The sequence below is a fragment of the Flavobacterium faecale genome, from assembly GCF_048320115.1.
Taxonomy (GTDB): Bacteria; Bacteroidota; Bacteroidia; order Flavobacteriales; family Flavobacteriaceae; genus Flavobacterium; species Flavobacterium faecale_A.
The window spans coordinates 1,867,918-1,881,683 of record NZ_CP182943.1 but is presented as its reverse complement, the minus strand read 5'-3'; the positions used below and the strand labels follow the sequence as shown (position 1 = coordinate 1,881,683).

Here is a 13,766-nt window from a genome sequence, read left to right as displayed (position 1 = left end):
CCTTTTCCAACTAAACAATTAATAACAATATATTTGTTTTTGGAATTGTTTGTTTGTCTTTATTATAAAAAATTGAAGTCAGAGAATATAAAATCCAATTACTATTCACTATGAATATTATTGATGTGGAATAGCACTTAAACTATCCATAGTGAATACTAATCTATTTTATGATTGAAAGGTACAAACAAACTACAGTCCATAATTTTTATTTAGACAGAATAGGTTTTTCTATCGATGAACAAACCAAATGTAAGGATGAACATTTTAATAAAAAGATTTGCTTATTAAAATTGGAGAATAAAAGCCAAAAAAAAGCACCACAAGAAAACTATTAAGAAAGGCTCCTAAGTTGGCAGGTTAAATTAATTTAGTAGTAACGTCAAATAGAATCCTAAAATTCATGCAATATCCAGTTTGAATTGTGTTCTATAACAAAGTATTAGTTTGCCATCTGAAACATATCATCTTTTAATCCGATAAGTTTTCGAACTTCAATTGTATTGGGTAAAAATAATTTATCATTTACTTTTACAATATACTTGTTTATTGTTTGGTGTGATATTACAATAATTTTTTCACTTTTAACCACTCTATCAATTTCAAATTTTGTCAGAGGACCAGCCCAGTTTATATCGTAACAATATGCTAATGCATTTTGTCGTACGAATGTAATGTATGGATCATTTAACATGGACCATTTTAAGGAAATCAAATAATACCCAGAAATGTCTTCAAGAAAGGATTTATTATCTATTACATTTTTTGAGGTAAAGTTAATTTCCATAGCTTTTCGTTTTAGTTCAACACTAAAATACAAAAAACCAGTCAAAAAACACTAAATAACCGACCAAATGCACAAAAAGTTATAAAAAGTAAGATTTATATTAATTACAAAACATTAATTCTTTTTAGTAATTCGTTACGATTACTACGACTAATAGGTATTACATCTTTATCAATTAAAACGCTATTATCTTCAATGTCTATAATTTTCCTAATGTTAATAATAAATGAGCGATGTACTCTCACAAATAAATTATTAGGTAATTTATCTTCAATTTTTTTTAGAGTCGAATGTACTGTGTAGTTTTGGGAGTCCGTTTTGATTCGTATATAATCCCCTTTAGCTTCAATAAAACTGACAGTTGAATATTCAATTTTTATAAAACGTCTATCCACATTTATATAAAAATCGCCACCATTATCAGCTAAACCTCGTTTTTCATCAGGTAATATTGCAGTAATAGGGATATGTATTGTATCTAATTTTTTTATTGCTTTCAAAAAACGGTTTTCAGTAATAGGTTTAACTAGATAATCCACAATACAAGAATATTCAAATGCTTCAATTGCAAAATCACGATCAGAGGTTACAAGAATAATATGAGGCGGATTTTTAATGGTTTGAATAAAATCAAACCCAGTAAAGTTAGGCATATGTATATCTAAAAAAACCAAATCAACTGGATTTTGATTCAAGTATTTAATAGCTTGAATTGCACTAGGAAACTCTCCCGCTATGGTTATCTCAGTATGATTAGTAATAAATTGGGCCATAATTGTCCTAGCCATTTCCTCGTCATCGACAATAATGCAATTCATTTTTCAAAAGGTTTTACAAGCTATCAACATACTCCTGCATAATCTTTAAAATGTTTTCAAATTCATCTTTCAAATCAAAAGAGTTTAGCTTCAAATTATTTTCATAAGTTGAAGCAATATAATAACTTTTTTCCAGACCTAGGATAGAAACTTTATGTTTGATTTTGTGAACAGATTGAGAGGCCAGAGCTAAATCATCCGTTAGAAGATCACTTTTGTAACCAGCGATTTCTAAGGGTAATTCTTTTTTCAATATACCAATCAATTTATTTTTGAATTCTTCGTTATCACCTGAAAGTTGGTTTATATAATCTAGATTAGGCTGTTCCATAGTGTTTAGGTATTGTAAAATAAAAAGTTGTACCAAATTTTTCTTGACTTTCAAGCCAAATTTTTCCTTGATGAAATTCGATGATTTTTTTAACAATTGACAGTCCTATTCCAGATGATTTAGAATCATTGTGCAATTTGGAGAAAATATTAAAAATCTTTGTTTGATAAACTAATGGAATTCCAATACCGTTATCTTTGATATAAAACAGGAATTCGTTTTCATTTTCATTAGCACCAATTGCTATCTTAACATCTTGTTTGTCATTAAACTTAATGGCATTTTGAATCAGATTTTGAAATAATTGTTTAAATTTAAAGTCATTACCATGAATTTTAGGTAGCAAACTATCAAAACGCACTTCAACGTGAGCTGGAATAGCCATCGTTTGTATCAATTCTTTAGTAAGAAGATCAAGATCAATTAATCGAGTTTCTGATTTTTGATCCTGAACAGAGGAATAATTCAGAATTCCCTTGATTAACAAATCCATCTTTTCTACATTTGATAATATTTTATTCAATGAATTTAAATTATTTTCATTCATCATTTCAACATTATCTTCAATAAACCAGTTAATAAGCGTATCAATACTTCTTAAAGGCGCTTTAAGGTCATGTGAAACCATATGTGCATATTCATTCAATGCCTGATTTTGCTTTTCTAAGTTAGCCAATAATTCCTCTCTCTGTCTATTGATTTTAACGATTTCAATGGATTGCTGCTTGATATATTCATGAGAATCAAAATCTTCTGATTTTTGATTCATTTTACTATCAAGATTCATGGAATCAAGGATAAATTGTAAGTTTTTATTAACTTCCTTGAGGCTCTCGGCCTCATCTCTTAATTTTTTATTTGCTTCAAATAACTCATCCGAACTGATTCTCATTGCACGTTGCAACATTTCTATTTGGCTATCGTAATTTTCATAGGATTCATTTACGGCTTCCAAAAAGATATCTAAATCATTTAGTCCTCCTTTGAGTTTTTTTTCAATTTGTCTCTTCAATAATGAATTCATTATTCACTAATTAAGGTTAAAGTCATTGTTTGATTGTGAAGTTCACATGATTTGCTTCCGTTAAAAGGCGCCATTTCTCCATAGGAATAAAATCCTGTCATTGGGATTTTTTCGCCTATCACGTCACGCACTTGTTCAACTTCTTCCTCTACACGTTGGTTCATTACTAATTTTCGTCCAATACAACTAACCAAGATGGCTATTTCAGGTGGATTTTCTCTATCCTTCATTGCACAAATAGCTGCTTTTTGAGCACCTTCAGCAATACCATCTACTGATGCCATCATCAATTGAACACGAGAATTTACAGGTGCATCACCTGCTAAAATCATCGATTGATCTTCATTATTAATATTTAAAATTGTCCTTACAACAGGTTCACTTTTTTCAGCTGGAGTCACATTTAAAGGATACAATAATGACGCTTGGGGTAATTCTTTGGATTTATCTCCAAGGTATTTTTTATATAAATCTAACGCCGGTTGCCCATCAATCTCATAAAGAATATTTGCCTCTGATTTTGTAATCACCCTTTCCGGCCCAAATGACACCCATCCGCCATAATTAGCATACGATATTTCTAAACTCTTCCCATAAAACCCTATCAAAACAACCTCACCTTCTTTTGGATTTTCTTTATATCCAGCCACAGTTTTTTCAAAACGATCATCATCCCCACACATACCCCCTGTGATTGATATAGAAGAATCAATCGCTGATTCTAATCCATTAATCAAAGAGCTACCATTTACAAAACTACCTTCCGATAGAACAAATAAATGTTTTAAATTATCTTTTGGTATTTTATTATACAAAACCTCACCTAATTGTTTAGCATCTTTATTATAATCTATTACATTCTCATTTTCAATAACAAAGGTACTTTTTTCAAATTCTATAGCACTCACTGAGATTGTTTCATCATTTACATTACAGCAAATAATTTCCCCCGAAGAAGAACCAAAAACAAGGTGTTCATAAGGAAATTCTTTTCGGATATCAGCAATAATATTTGGGTCTTCTAATAAATATCGATTACCAAAAACCAACACCAAAGGATTGTTAAGCATGATTTTATCTTGGTAATAACTCCAATTCGTATTTGCTTTTTTATAAGCTTGAACAACTTTCATAGTTATTTGTTTAGTTTAATAAAAAATGTAGTCCCAATACCTTCTTCGCTTTCAAGCCATATAGCACCTTTATATAACTCGACAATTTTTTTTACAATTGATAATCCTAAACCTGTTGAGTGTTTGCTATTAGTAAACGCTTGGAAGGTTTCAAAAATCTTAGTATGGATTTCTTTTTTCATTCCCACACCATTGTCTTTAATTGAAAAAACATAGTGAGAATCAAATTCCTCTGAAGCAATTTCCACTTGTCCAACATCCTTGTCAATATAATTAACCGCGTTTCCTATTAGATTTTGAAACAATTGTTGTATCCTAAATCGATCTGCTCGGAGTATGGGTAATTCATTATGAACAGTTATGGTAATGTGTTTAGGCAAATGGATAATCTCAATGATACTATTGATTATCTCATTAGTATTCACTCTTTCTTGTTTAACTTCTCCTTTATCAATTTTAGAATACGTTAAAATACCTTCAATAAGATGATCCATTTTTTCAACTTTATTTTCCATCAATGAAAAATACTTCATAGTTTGCTCATCAAAATTTTCAAGGTTTTCCTCTTTAATCCAAGATATTAAAGAATTAATACTTCGCAAAGGTGATTTTAAATCGTGAGACACAATCTGAGCATATTCTTCTAATTCTTTATTGGTTTTGGCCAAATCTATTAATAGATTTTCTTTTTGGGATTCTAGTTCTTTTTGAGTACTTATATCTTCTTCGATGGCAAAAAATCGTGAAATTTGTCCCTTTTTATTATATAATGCTTGTCCCTGAATACGAACCCAATATTTATTTTTGGTTTTAGAATAATTTATTATCTCACAATTAAAAGGCAATCCATTAGCTATTTGATTTTTTAAATATTGAATCGTTTTAGGATCTGTTTCTTGACCTTGAAGTAAACTTCCTGGTTTTCTACCTACAATCTCTTCCTCAGTATAACCGGACATTTTTAAAAAACTCGTATTTGCCCATTCTATTTCACCTGCTGCATTACAGATTATTACGGCATTAATATTTTTCTCTGCAATTAATGATAGTAAATACAATTGCTCTTCCTGTTGTTTTTGCTCCGTAATATCTAGATGAATCCCTATTGAACCAATCACTTCTCCATTATGATTGTAATGAGGGGCACCACTCACTAACCATGTTTTTTTTTCTTTATTCTTATTAAAAACTTTTATTTCATAAGAGTCGGTTTTACCTTCGTTTCTTAATTTTACTTTTTCATGAATCAAAGCCTTAGCTTCCTCAGAGAGAAAACGACCATCTACTTTAGTCCCTATTAACTCTGATTTATCATAACCACACATGTCTATAAAACTCTGATTAACCATAGTAATAGTTTCATCTAATGACACCTCAAGCAAACCCAAATTCATATTAGCAATAATACTACGGTATTTTTCTTTCTCCATTTGAATGGCCTCATCATAACGCTTTTTAAAAGAGATGTCTTCTAATATGGCAAAATATTGAGATACTTTCCCCTCGACATCACAAATAGGCTGCCCTTTCACGCGTGACCAAAACGGGATACCGCTTTCATGAGCATGCAAGAGCTCTACCTCAAATGCTTTTCCAGCAAAAAAAGCATCAATCATTTTTCTAAGCTCCTCTTTACTAGTCTCCTTTGTCCTCCCTACTTCGATAGGCGTTTTACCAATTACATCTGACTTAGATAGACCTGTTAAATCTAAAAAAGAATCATTACACCAAAATATAGTCCCGTCTAATTTTGTAAAAACAACACCATTTTTATTGGCACTGGCTACATAAGAAAGTCTATTAAGCTCTTCTTTATCTTTTTTTAATTCGTCTTTTTGACTGCTTATTAACTCCAACAATAAAGTTAGTTCTTCTGTGTTTTTTTCAGACTTACTAAGCACTTTTAACAATTCAAATGAAGGATCATTATATGCAAAATCATCAGAAGACAAGTTTTCATTAATAAGAGCGTCTAGTGACGTAAACCATGGAGTACCCGCAAAAAGCAAGGAATTGCCGACCGACAATAACTGACCTTTGAAGAGAAGGTCTTTTTTTATATATTTAAGTACGACTGATTGATTGTTATTAGCGATGATTGTGTCAAAATCAGATTGCTGGCCATCTTGATTCTCAATTTCGAAATTAGCAAAAAAAGATTCGTTTTTTTTTAAATTGGGACATAGCTTTGTAAGACTAGTACCTAAACTCTGTATATAAAAATCAGAAGAAATTAAAATATAAAAAGGAAATAATTTATTTAATTTTTTTTCATCAAAATTGAGAGTTATCATTGCCATATACTAACCGTTTTATCACAAAACATTCCTGCTAATACTAACTTTGCTGTTGTTTTTGAAAAAACAAAACAAAAAACTAACATTAGAATTTCATTTTAAAATTGATATATCGAGAATCTTTTTCATACTAAAAAGGCTAATTAATATTCAAAAAAAAAATAACCTTTTAGAAAGACTATCATTAATCCATAAACTTTAGGCCTTCCTATCAAAAAAACATCTCAAAAATTATTAATTGGTAATTAATTCATTTACACTCCAATATCCAATTAATTTTTGAATTCTATCTACATAATCTTCATACTTCAAGGGCTTAATTACATATCCTGCAATACCTATTCGGTAACATTCTAAAATGTCTTTATGATTACTTGAGGTGGACAATATGATGGCAGGAATATACTTTAAATACTCATCAGATTTTAGCATTCCTAAAAACTCTATTCCATTGATTTTAGGCATGTTCAAGTCCAAAACAATTATATCAGGAACGATTTCCTTTTCTTTGAGAATTTCAATAGCCTCTTCACCATTATTAGCTTCAATAATTTTATGGTTGCTTTTCATATTATTTAACACACGATTGAATTTCATTACTTCAATCTCATCATCTTCTATTAATAATATGTTTAATGCTCTCATATTGTTTTTTTGGATAAAAGTTAAACTATAAAATTAACATTAATTTCGAATAAAACGACACATTAATCGTTATTATATCAAATTTTTAAGCTGAAAAGACGAAAAGTATCGACGAACGAATTAAACTATTGACCAATATCTTTTTGCTTTTTTTTAGTTAAACTTTTAAAAACCAAATCATAAGAATGATCTATTAGTTCTTTCATCATTTCATCAGAAACATCCTCATTAAAACTAATTGTATTCCAATGCACTTTACTCATATGATAGCCAGGCTGAACGGCACCAAACTCAGCGCGTAATTCAAGAGCTCGTTCAGGATTGCATTTTAAGTTTACCGAAGGGTTGCCTTCCTCCCATTGCTTCAAGGAGCTTAGTGCAAACATTTTTTCACCCACTTTAAACACCAAAGTATTTTCATCGAAAGGAAAATGTTCCGTCACTCCTTTTTTTGACAAACAATATTCATAGTAAGTTTCTAAATTCATTTTTCACTTTAACTTTTAATTGCATATAAAACAGGCTTACTAGGACTTGCATCATTTTCAAATGAGGCCATTTGTAAATTCAATAAATAAGTTCCGTTTGGCACTTCATCTGAAACATAAATCATTTCAGTGATGGTGGCGTCCAAGCGTGCATCAGTATTTAGTTGCTGTACATTTTTCACATTCCAAAAAGCTTTGTGTGCCAATAATTTTCCTTCATCATGCTCTTTGTCCACACTTGGCAAATCGATTAGAAGATGTTGGATTCCGATTTCGCAAAGGAAACTCGCAGCTTCTTCCGTCATATAGGGCGGATTGGTATGGGAATATTTTTTTGAAAGTTTACTAGCATCATTGGGCAAAGTCCGAATAACAATAGCCTCTGGGGTTTTGCCTCGCAATGCTTTTTTAATCGCTAGTTGGGTAATCACAAAGTCATCACCTTTAATGGTCAAAGGAACCGAAATCAATTCTGCCCAAAAGAAAAAAGTTTTCAAGGCTTGATTGACACTATAAAAATCCTCAGTAATATGTCCCAAACATTCAGTATGTGTACCGTGACTGTGTGGATTGAACTGAATGTTATTAAAATTGGTCGATGACTCACCTTCTGAAACCTTGCCAACCCATGCTCCCACACGTACCGGTTCAATACTTGGTTTTTCTAAATACCAAGCAATAGGATTTTCATCCGTATTGGTAATCGGAATTGAAATATCAATGGGCTTTGATAAATCGACTTGGATGTTGTTTATTGTTGTTATCATATATTTTTAACCGCAATGAGCGCAAAGGTTTTACGCAAAGTTCGCAATGAAAATTATTATTACTAATTACTAATGTTTTTTTTACTGCAAACCTTTCTGCCGACAGGCAGGGGCGCAAAGGCTTACGTAAAGCTCTCAATAAAAATTTATTATTACTATTCGAATTATATAATTACTAAGTTAGAAAAGGTTTACACAAGGATTAAAAAATTCACTAAAGATTATTTGCAATTCGTTTTATTCCATTTTTGATTAATACAACATTAAAATTGATTAGTAAGCCCAATTTACAATCTGTCAATTTCAAATAGGTCAACAATTGAGCAAAATGAACTTCATTCAGGACTTCTACCGATTTTATTTCCAGAATCAATTTATTTTCCACGATAATATCAATTCTGTAACCAATTTCCAACTTAACTTCTTCATAGACCAATGGCAATGGTTTTTGTTTAACAACGTCTAATCCATTTTTTTTCAATTCATAGTACAAACACTCTTCATATGCACTTTCAAGTAAACCAGGACCTAGAGCTTTATGTACTTTCAAAGCACAATCAAACACAATCTTGGATAATTCATTTTCTGTCATAATCGAGTAAAAATTTTGCGCTCCTTGCGTAAACATTAGCGAACCTAGCGGTTAATCCATACATCTCACATTTAACTAGTATTATCCTCTTCCTATCAAAACTAAAACTTTGCGCCCCTTGCGTAAAACCTTTGCGAGCTTTGCGGTTAAACATTTACTCCAAATTTAAGTAAAACAAATCACTTGCTATCCCATCCGTCAAAAACTTTCCTTTTTTGGTTGGTTTTAGGATGTTGTTTTGGATGGAAACTAAATCGTCATGAAGATATTTCTGTGCTTGCTGGAGCAAATAATCCAAATAGGTTTTCCCAAATTCGGACTCAATTCGGTTTAAATCAACGCCCCAAATCGTTCGTAAACCCGTCATTACATATTCATTATATCGATCGGCTACCGACAAAATTTCCATTTCAGAAGGCAATTCATCATTCTGAATGGATTTAAGATACAAACTATTATTGGCAATATTCCAACTTCTAGATTTCCCGTCATAGCTATGTGCCGAAGGTCCAATTCCAATGTACTTTTTCCCCAACCAATAAGACGAATTGTTCTTGGAAAAATAATTCTCTTTTCCAAAATTAGACAGTTCATAATGGACAAATCCATTTTTCTGTAGTGTATCAACCAAAATCATAAAATGCTCCTGAGCAACTTCATCATTAGGGGCTGCTACTTTTCCAGTTTGAATGAGTTTTTTTAGAGCCGTTTTAGGCTCAACAGTCAAAGCATAACTGGAAATATGTGGAATCCCAAAACTCAAAGCCGTTTCTATATTCTGTTTCCATTTTTCATTGCTCATTCCCGGAACTCCGTAAATCAAATCCAGCGAGATATTATCGAAATATTGGGTCGCTATTTCTAGGCATTTTTTGGCTTCCTCAGCATTATGAGCCCGATTCATCATTTGTAAATCCTCCTCAAAAAAAGATTGAATTCCGATGCTTAATCGGTTGATTCCAATTTCACGATATCCCTTAAAAATACTACTCGATTCTGCTCGAATTGACAAGCCTGTTAAATCATCTGGATTAGCTTCTAAGGTGATTTCCGGATTTTCTACAACTTTATAATTTTCGCAAACCGTATCAATCAAAAATTTCAACTCTGAAACCTGCAATACACTAGGCGTTCCACCCCCAAAATAAATGGTTTCAACTTCTTCGTTTTCAAACTCACTTTTACGCAGGCGAATTTCTTTGGCAATTGCCAAAACCATTTCATCCTTCTTCTTCATCGAAGTTGAAAAATGAAAGTCACAATAATTGCAAGCTTGTTTACAAAAAGGGATGTGGATGTAGATACCACTCATAGTGTTCAGTTTAGGACAGTTTTCAGTTTTTTTTAAATATTCAGTTTTAAAGAAATGGTCAGAGTATAGTTAAAAAGTATTCAGATGAAGCGGATTACTTATCCTAAAAAACTTCAAACTGATCACTGCCCACTATTTCTTAACTCTATCTTCATTTTGTTTCACAAAAGCGTCCCAACCCGAATAACTTTTGCCAGCCACCACTTTCCCTGAATTGAAAAAGTGACAAACCGCAGCTGCCAATCCATCAGTAGAATCAAGATTTTTGGGAAGTTCTTTCAATCCTAACAATTGTTGGAGCATTTTAGCAACTTGCTCTTTGCTGGCGTTTCCGTTACCAGTAATCGCCATCTTTATTTTCTTGGGTTCGTACTCTGTAATAGGAATATCTCTAGAAAGTCCTGCTGCCATAGCAACGCCTTGGGCTCGACCTAACTTCAACATCGATTGGACATTTTTGCCAAAGAAAGGTGCTTCAATAGCAATTTCATCTGGATGATGGGTGTCAATTAGCTCAATGGTACGTTCAAAAATAATTTTCAATTTTTGATAATGATTATCATATTTGGAAAGTTGCAATTCGTTGAGTTGTACAAATTCCATTTTTTTATTGATAACCCGAATTAATCCAAAACCCATAATAGTGGTCCCTGGATCAATTCCTAATATGATGCGTTCGTTTGCCAAAATTTTTATTTCAAGTTAACCGGTTCAAATTCAAAGTTTTTGTTTCTTTGCGCCATGAATTCGATTTCACACAAAACTAAGCAATTCCTTGTACTTCTAGTCAAACTTTTGATTGTAGGCAGCGCTTTTTATTTTATCTACGACCAACTAGCCAATAATGACCAACTAGATTGGCTGCAATTCACTGCAATCTTTGAGAAAAATCAGTCGGTAACAGGAGTCGGATTTATTTTATTGTTAAGCGTTTTGAATCGCTATTTTGAGATTTTAAAATGGCAGAATTTGGCTTCTCACCTACAATCTATTTCCACTTTCGAAGCCACAAAACAAGTTTTGGCGGCATTGACAGCAGGCGTTTTTACCCCAAATGGCGTGGGCGAATATGCTGGCAAAGCTTTGTATTTTGATAAAAAAGACACTAAAAAAATTATTTTCTTAAACCTAATTTGCAACGGTATCCAAATGGTTTTAACGGTGATTTTTGGTATGGTTGGTCTTTTGTATTTTAATTATTTATTTGATATAATTCCGACACTAACCGTCTATTGCATTCTTTTTGGCCTCATAAGTTTCATTACGCTACTTTGTTCAATTAAAAAAATTACTATCAAAGGCTATTCGATTGAAAAATTAATCCAAAAAATCAATGCGATTCCAAAAGCCATTCACCAACGAAATCTCTTTTTAGGCTGCTGCCGTTATATTGTTTTTTCGCATCAATATTATTTTTTGTTCTTGGGTTTTGATGTAGATTTACCTTATTTCACATTGATGGCAGCGGTAACTAGCGTTTATTTTCTAGCCTCTTCTTTGCCTAGCTTTCAGTTTTTAGAATTTGCAGTGAAAGGCAGTGTAGCATTATTTTTCTTTGGAATTCTAGGGGTAAACGAATGGATTATTATTTTTGTCTCTACCTTAATGTGGTTTTTAAATGTGGTGATACCCGTAATAATGGGTAGTTTTTTTGTGTTGAATTTCAAGAGTTCACTTATTGCACCAACTGAAACGTAACGCCTGAAAATGACAATAGCTGTATTTTCCATAGTTGTTTACTGTCTTGCAATTGCGGGATTAAGTTTTGGTTTTACACGAATTAAAAAATTTACACCAACCCCTTTAGAACCAAAAACCAAATTCAGTATCATTGTCCCTTTTCGAAATGAAGCTGAAAATTTACCGCAACTTTTAGCAAGCATATCGAGACTCAATTATCCTACGGATTTATTTGAAGTGATCTTGGTCGATGATGAATCTTCAGAAAAATTTAGGATTCAGGATTTAGGATTCAAGATTCAATTGGTTACAAACAACCGTGTTTCTAATTCTCCCAAAAAGGATGCGATTGTAACGGCCATGGATCTTGTCACAACCGATTGGGTAGTTACTACTGATGCCGACTGTATTGTCCCTAAAAACTGGTTGCTTACTCTGGACCATTATATTCAAATGCATGCTGTAAAAATGGTTGCGGGAGCGGTGCAATACGACTGTCAAAATTATTTTTTACATCATTTTCAGCAATTGGATTTGGCAAGCTTACAAGGGGCAACGATTGGGAGTTTTGGAATTGCAAAAGGTTTTATGTGTAATGGAGCCAACTTTGCTTATTCAAAAGCTTTTTTTTACGAATTAAAAGGATTTGAAGGCAACGAAACAATTGCCAGCGGAGACGATGTTTTTCTATTACAAAAAGCCATTGCTTATACTCCAAAACAAGTTCATTATTTAAAATCTTCTGAAACTATTGTACACACAAAACCTTTGAATGATTGGAAATCAGTTTTTTATCAAAGAGTACGCTGGGCAGCCAAAAGTAGTTCGTACAAAAGTAGTTTCGGAAAGGGGTTGAGTATAATCGTTTTTACAGGAAATCTAACTATTGTTTTAGGATTGTTTTTTTTGAATTTTTGGATATTTGTTACTCTATTTCTATTTAAATCGATAGTTGATACTATATTAATTTTACAAGCCAATCGTTTTTGTAATAACAAAACCAAATTCTTAGTCATGAGTACAATTGTATATCCTTTTTGGTCAGTCACTGTAGCTTTGTACAGTCTCTTTGGAAAATACGAATGGAAGGGTCGATTATTTACTAAATAGTGATTTTATTCTTAAAAATTAATGAAACACTTATAAGACAAATATTCATAGATGAAAACATAACTACTAGTAAAGTAAAGTTAGTATTTCATTTTTACGTTAGGTAAATCAACAATAATAACTCCTAAAAGGGTATGACTTATTCCCCCTGCCAGGCTCATTGAGAAAAAAAAAACATAAATCGGGAGAAATTGTCCCTACAATCAAGGCTGATGCAGAAAGTCTTTTATTTTTTAAAAAAGGAAAACTACAGCAGGATGTGAAAATGTAAAAGGCATTACTCTACTTTAAGGATTACAGGCAAAATAAATTGGGTTTTTACTGGGATTCCACGTTTGATAGCAGGATTCACTTTAGGAAAACCAACCAATCTTCGCTTAAGGATACTGTCAATTTTCACCTTATCATAAGCAACCGAATCTTTAGAAAATAGCGGTTCAAACTGAATTCTAGAATTTGGAAAAACAGTTACTTTCACTTCAATAGTATCCAATTCAGGATACAAAGACGCCAATGTATCAATACGGATTTTTTCTTGAATCATCTCCGTCAAGAACTGAAAAAAGCACTTTTGACGTTCGGCCTTGCCTTCGATTTGATTGCAATCTACAAAAGAAGGATATTCGTCCACTTCTTTCCAGTTAATAGATTTCAGCTCCTTTTGCAACAATTCATTTTCAGAAGGAATTTGTTTGTCAAAAAATTGACAGGAACTAAAAAATATTATAAATAAAAAAAGAGTGAAATACTTCAAGGGATTGATTTTCAATTAAACTTAAATT

The 13,766-nt window shown here is 32.1% G+C and carries 15 protein-coding genes; 2 read left to right on the top strand and 13 right to left on the bottom strand.

Annotation, left to right across the window (positions count from 1 at the left end; translation table 11 throughout):
• Positions 1-442: 442 nt before the first annotated feature.
• The 12 genes from ACNH59_RS07935 to ruvC form a co-directional block, all read right to left on the bottom strand.
• On the bottom strand, positions 443-787 hold the full coding sequence (locus ACNH59_RS07935) for a hypothetical protein (protein ID WP_418262015.1): 345 nt from the start codon (positions 785-787) through the stop codon (positions 443-445).
• A gap of 104 nt (positions 788-891) precedes the next feature.
• Positions 892-1,605 (bottom strand): LytR/AlgR family response regulator transcription factor, encoded by a 714-nt coding sequence (locus tag ACNH59_RS07930; RefSeq protein WP_418262014.1) that lies wholly within the window; start codon positions 1,603-1,605, stop codon positions 892-894.
• Between the two features lie 13 nt (positions 1,606-1,618).
• Positions 1,619-1,936 (bottom strand): Hpt domain-containing protein, encoded by a 318-nt coding sequence (locus ACNH59_RS07925; RefSeq protein ID WP_418262013.1) that lies wholly within the window; start codon positions 1,934-1,936, stop codon positions 1,619-1,621.
• Positions 1,923-2,960: a sensor histidine kinase gene (locus tag ACNH59_RS07920; protein WP_418262012.1), complete on the bottom strand. Its 1,038-nt coding sequence runs from the start codon at positions 2,958-2,960 to the stop codon at positions 1,923-1,925. The genes ACNH59_RS07925 and ACNH59_RS07920 overlap by 14 nt, the downstream gene beginning before the upstream one ends.
• Positions 2,960-4,093, bottom strand: a complete 1,134-nt coding sequence (locus ACNH59_RS07915; RefSeq protein WP_418262011.1) for an FIST signal transduction protein — start codon at positions 4,091-4,093, stop codon at positions 2,960-2,962. The genes ACNH59_RS07920 and ACNH59_RS07915 overlap by 1 nt, the downstream gene beginning before the upstream one ends.
• Positions 4,094-4,095: 2 nt before the next feature.
• The gene (locus tag ACNH59_RS07910) at positions 4,096-6,393 is read right to left on the bottom strand and encodes a PAS domain S-box protein (protein ID WP_418262010.1); all 2,298 of its coding nucleotides are present in this window, start codon (positions 6,391-6,393) and stop codon (positions 4,096-4,098) included.
• A 231-nt stretch (positions 6,394-6,624) separates the two neighbouring features.
• The gene (locus ACNH59_RS07905) at positions 6,625-7,035 is read right to left on the bottom strand and encodes a response regulator (RefSeq protein ID WP_418262009.1); all 411 of its coding nucleotides are present in this window, start codon (positions 7,033-7,035) and stop codon (positions 6,625-6,627) included.
• 125 nt (positions 7,036-7,160) lie between these two features.
• A complete protein-coding gene (locus tag ACNH59_RS07900; RefSeq protein WP_418262008.1) occupies positions 7,161-7,523 on the bottom strand; it encodes an MmcQ/YjbR family DNA-binding protein in 363 nt (120 codons plus the stop codon).
• 8 nt (positions 7,524-7,531) lie between these two features.
• Positions 7,532-8,290 carry a cyclase family protein gene (locus ACNH59_RS07895; RefSeq protein WP_418262007.1) on the bottom strand — a complete coding sequence of 253 codons (759 nt, stop codon included), beginning with the start codon at positions 8,288-8,290 and terminating at the stop codon, positions 7,532-7,534.
• Between the two features lie 214 nt (positions 8,291-8,504).
• Positions 8,505-8,882: a GxxExxY protein gene (locus ACNH59_RS07890; protein WP_418262006.1), complete on the bottom strand. Its 378-nt coding sequence runs from the start codon at positions 8,880-8,882 to the stop codon at positions 8,505-8,507.
• A 154-nt stretch (positions 8,883-9,036) separates the two neighbouring features.
• Positions 9,037-10,194 (bottom strand): radical SAM family heme chaperone HemW, encoded by a 1,158-nt coding sequence (gene hemW / locus ACNH59_RS07885; protein WP_418264865.1) that lies wholly within the window; start codon positions 10,192-10,194, stop codon positions 9,037-9,039.
• Positions 10,195-10,326: 132 nt separating this feature from the next.
• Entirely contained in the window at positions 10,327-10,881 is a 555-nt protein-coding gene (gene ruvC, locus ACNH59_RS07880; protein ID WP_418264864.1) for a crossover junction endodeoxyribonuclease RuvC, read from the bottom strand.
• A 54-nt stretch (positions 10,882-10,935) separates the two neighbouring features.
• Here ruvC and ACNH59_RS07875 point away from each other — a divergent pair, with 54 nt between their 5' ends.
• A complete protein-coding gene (locus ACNH59_RS07875; RefSeq protein WP_418264863.1) occupies positions 10,936-11,892 on the top strand; it encodes a hypothetical protein in 957 nt (318 codons plus the stop codon).
• 9 nt (positions 11,893-11,901) lie between these two features.
• Positions 11,902-12,984 (top strand): glycosyltransferase family 2 protein, encoded by a 1,083-nt coding sequence (locus tag ACNH59_RS07870; protein WP_418264862.1) that lies wholly within the window; start codon positions 11,902-11,904, stop codon positions 12,982-12,984.
• A 277-nt stretch (positions 12,985-13,261) separates the two neighbouring features.
• Here the strand turns inward: ACNH59_RS07870 and ACNH59_RS07865 are convergent, their stop codons facing one another.
• Positions 13,262-13,738, bottom strand: a complete 477-nt coding sequence (locus tag ACNH59_RS07865) for a hypothetical protein (RefSeq protein ID WP_418264861.1) — start codon at positions 13,736-13,738, stop codon at positions 13,262-13,264.
• Between the last annotated feature and the right edge of the window lie 28 nt (positions 13,739-13,766).

Excerpts from the sequence above, each read along its gene's own strand:
- ACNH59_RS07935 (WP_418262015.1), bottom strand. The coding sequence starts at position 787 with ATGGAAATTAACTTTACCTCAAAAAATGTAATAGATAATAAATCCTTT.
- ACNH59_RS07930 (WP_418262014.1), bottom strand. The coding sequence starts at position 1,605 with ATGAATTGCATTATTGTCGATGACGAGGAAATGGCTAGGACAATTATG.
- ACNH59_RS07925 (WP_418262013.1), bottom strand. The coding sequence starts at position 1,936 with ATGGAACAGCCTAATCTAGATTATATAAACCAACTTTCAGGTGATAAC.
- ACNH59_RS07920 (WP_418262012.1), bottom strand. The coding sequence starts at position 2,960 with ATGAATTCATTATTGAAGAGACAAATTGAAAAAAAACTCAAAGGAGGA.
- ACNH59_RS07915 (WP_418262011.1), bottom strand. The coding sequence starts at position 4,093 with ATGAAAGTTGTTCAAGCTTATAAAAAAGCAAATACGAATTGGAGTTAT.
- ACNH59_RS07910 (WP_418262010.1), bottom strand. The coding sequence starts at position 6,393 with ATGGCAATGATAACTCTCAATTTTGATGAAAAAAAATTAAATAAATTA.
- ACNH59_RS07905 (WP_418262009.1), bottom strand. The coding sequence starts at position 7,035 with ATGAGAGCATTAAACATATTATTAATAGAAGATGATGAGATTGAAGTA.
- ACNH59_RS07900 (WP_418262008.1), bottom strand. The coding sequence starts at position 7,523 with ATGAATTTAGAAACTTACTATGAATATTGTTTGTCAAAAAAAGGAGTG.
- ACNH59_RS07895 (WP_418262007.1), bottom strand. The coding sequence starts at position 8,290 with ATGATAACAACAATAAACAACATCCAAGTCGATTTATCAAAGCCCATT.
- ACNH59_RS07890 (WP_418262006.1), bottom strand. The coding sequence starts at position 8,882 with ATGACAGAAAATGAATTATCCAAGATTGTGTTTGATTGTGCTTTGAAA.
- hemW (WP_418264865.1), bottom strand. The coding sequence starts at position 10,194 with ATGAGTGGTATCTACATCCACATCCCTTTTTGTAAACAAGCTTGCAAT.
- ACNH59_RS07875 (WP_418264863.1), top strand. The coding sequence starts at position 10,936 with ATGAATTCGATTTCACACAAAACTAAGCAATTCCTTGTACTTCTAGTC.
- ACNH59_RS07870 (WP_418264862.1), top strand. The coding sequence starts at position 11,902 with ATGACAATAGCTGTATTTTCCATAGTTGTTTACTGTCTTGCAATTGCG.